This is a genomic window from Microbacterium sp., from assembly GCF_047606385.1.
Classification (GTDB): domain Bacteria; phylum Actinomycetota; class Actinomycetes; order Actinomycetales; family Microbacteriaceae; genus Microbacterium.
Map to the genome: position 1 here is coordinate 1 of NZ_JASGEL010000114.1, position 2873 is coordinate 2873.

The 2873-nt window shown below is 73.2% G+C and carries 3 protein-coding genes and 1 pseudogene; 3 read left to right on the forward strand and 1 reads right to left on the reverse strand.

Translation table 11 applies throughout. The annotated features are described in order from the left end of the window. Positions 1-266, reverse strand: a pseudogene (locus QM626_RS11535) (anthranilate synthase component I family protein); the annotation flags it as partial. Positions 267-310: 44 nt separating this feature from the next. On the opposite strand from QM626_RS11535, the gene QM626_RS11540 reads away from it, so the two are divergent. The 3 genes from QM626_RS11540 to QM626_RS11550 are packed head-to-tail and all read left to right on the forward strand — an operon-like array spanning position 311 to position 2790. Beyond that, positions 311-1006, forward strand: coding sequence for a DedA family protein (locus tag QM626_RS11540; RefSeq protein ID WP_415077093.1), 696 nt, complete (start codon positions 311-313; stop codon positions 1004-1006). Positions 1007-1011: 5 nt separating this feature from the next. Next, positions 1012-2043, forward strand: coding sequence for an App1 family protein (locus QM626_RS11545; RefSeq protein ID WP_415077094.1), 1032 nt, complete (start codon positions 1012-1014; stop codon positions 2041-2043). Between the two features lie 27 nt (positions 2044-2070). Next, positions 2071-2790, forward strand: a complete 720-nt coding sequence (locus QM626_RS11550; protein WP_415077095.1) for an SOS response-associated peptidase — start codon at positions 2071-2073, stop codon at positions 2788-2790. Positions 2791-2873: the final 83 nt, after the last annotated feature.

Genomic DNA, 2873 nt, shown 5'->3' on the forward strand with positions numbered 1-2873 from the left:
CCCGCGCCCGGCTCGTAGCCGATCCAGCCGACCCAGCCGGTGCGGAACGGCCCGGCCGCGGCCGGCGCCGCAGGCGCGGTCATGAGCGGCGTCGCCACGACGGCGTCCGGGTCGTCGGGAGAGCCCGCACCCACCCAGCTCCACCCCTCGCGTGCGCCGGCACCGGCGTCCAGCCAGAACACGTGCGGTTCGTCGCGCAACGCCGCGAAGGCCTGATCGGGTGCGAGAGAGCGCGGCAGCTCGACGGTCTCCGCATCCTCACGCACATTCCCAGGCTAGAGGGAGGGCGTGCGCCCCTATGCTCGGTCCCGTGAACGACGCCCTGTCGTGGCTGCTCGACGCCGTGCAGCACGTGCCTCCTCTCGCCCGCGTGCTGATCGCCGGCGTCGCGGTCATGCTCGAGACGAGCGTGCTCGTGGGCCTCATCGTGCCGGGCGACACGATCGTCATCGTCGCGGGCGCGTCGGTCACCAGCCCGCTGCAGGGATTCATGCTGTGGATCGCGGTCGTGCTGGGGTCCCTGGCGGGCGAGTCGCTCGGGTTCCTGCTCGGACGCTATCTCGGACCGTGGCTGCGCCGCTCCCGGCTCGGACGGTGGATCGGCGAGAAGAACTGGGTGCGGTCGGAACGGTACGTGAGGCGACGCGGCGGCCCGGCCGTGTTCCTGTCGCGGTTCCTGCCCGTGCTGCACTCCCTCGTACCGCTGACGGTGGGGATGACGGGCTTCCGCTACCGCCGGTTCCTCGCCTGGACCGCACCCGCCTGCGCGCTGTGGGCGGGCCTGTACATCGCGGTGTCGGCCGCTGCGGCCGGCACGTACCGGGACATGTCCGAACAGATCCACTTCGCCGGGTATCTGTTCGTGGGCGCGATCGTCCTCTTCGTGCTGCTCGTCTTCGGCGTGCGCAAGCTGATCGCCCGGCTGGAGCGCCGGCATCTGGAGGATGACGATGAGCTGAACGCGACCCGGACCGACGAGGCGCCCCCGGCGGGCATGGAAGACTGAGGGGCGTGACCTCTCCCCGCCCGGCCCCGGCCAAAGTGCTGTGGCTGGCGCGACTCGAGCGCCGCTTCTACGCCTGGCGGGAGCGCCGGGCGCGCCGGCGCGGGCTGCGGCCGACGGTCGAGGCGTTCCCCGGCTACGGCTCGCAGTCATGGGTGCGGGTGCTCGGGCGCGTCATGATCGCGCCGCCGGCGCGCAGGCGCTCGAGCCGTTACACCGGGGTGCGCGGCTGGCGCGCGTTCGTCGCCGTGCCGGTGGGCTTCGCACGCGTGCGCGTCGACATCGACGGGGTCGTGCACGAGGTGATCGCCGATCGGGGGGGCGTGATCGACACGGTGCTGCCGGCCGCGCTGGCACCCGGCTGGCAGCGGTTCACCATGAGCGTCGAGGACGAGGAGCCCACGACGACACGCGCCTTCGTCATCGGGCAGGACGTGCGCTTCGGCGTGGTCTCCGACGTGGACGACACCGTCATGGTCACGGCGATCCCCCGACCGCTGCTGGCGGCGTGGAACTCGTTCGTCGTGAACGAGCACGCCCGTCAGCCCGTGCCCGGGATGGCGGTGCTGCTCGAACGGCTCGTGCAGCAGCATCCCGGCGCCCCGGTCGTCTACCTCTCGACCGGCGCGTGGAACGTCGCCCCGACGCTCGCGCGATTCCTGCGCCGCCATCTCTTCCCCGCCGGCGCCCTGCTGCTGACCGACTGGGGCCCCACGCACGACCGCTGGTTCCGCAGCGGTCGCGCGCACAAGTCGGAGAACCTCGCGCGGCTCGCGAGCGAGTTCCCGCAGATCACCTGGCTGCTGGTCGGCGACGACGGCCAGCACGACGACGAGATCTACACGGCGTTCACCGCCACGCACCCGGCGAACGTCGCCGCCGTCGCGATCCGTCGGCTGACGCCCGCCGAGGCGGTGCTCGCCGGCGGCCGTACGGTGGTCGACGACCACTCCGCCGCCGCCGTGCCGTGGGTGGCCGGCGACGACGGCGCCGCGCTCATGGACCGCCTGGCCGAGCACGGCCTGCTCCACGGGCGCTGACCGGCGGCCACGACGTAGGCTGGCCGCATGTGCGGGCGGTTCGTGGTGGCAAATCCTGCGGCTGAGCTCGTCGGCGTGCTGCAGGTCGACCAGGTGAGCGACACGCTCCCGGCGCCCTCGTACAATATAGCCCCGACCGCGCAGGCGGCCATCGTGCTCGACTCGGCCAAGACCGACCCGCCCACCCGCCGCCTGGAGCCGGCGCGGTGGGGGCTGGTGCCGGCCTGGGCGAAGGATCCCGGGGTGGGCGCACGCGCGTTCAACGCCCGGGCGGAGGAGCTCGAGGACAAGCCGATGTTCCGCACCGCGTTCCACAAGCGCCGCGCGATCGTCCCGGCGACGGGCTACTACGAGTGGAAGCAGGAGGCGGACCGCAAGGTGCCGCACTACATCCATCCCCGAGACGACGCGCCGCTCCTGCTCGCGGGGCTCTACGAGTGGTGGAAGGACGCCGCGAAGGCCGACGACGATCCGGACCGCTGGCTGCTGTCGTTCACGATCCTCACCCGCGACTCGATCGGCGGCCTCGGCTCCGTGCACGACCGGATGCCGCTGTTCGTCGACCCCGACGTCGCCGACGTCTGGCTCGACCCCGGCACGGACAACGTGCGCGACGTGCTGGACGCCGCGATCGACGCCGCCCCGGCCGTCGCGGAGACGCTCGACGTCCGGGTCGTCTCGGCCGCCGTCGGCAACACGCGCAACGACTCCCCCGCGCTGATCGAGCCCGACGCCGATGACGGCTGAGACGGTGACCGGCGTGCGGGCGGACGGCGCCTGGCGCACCACGGCGGCCGCCCACGCCCGTCGCGCCGACGCGCTCACGGCCG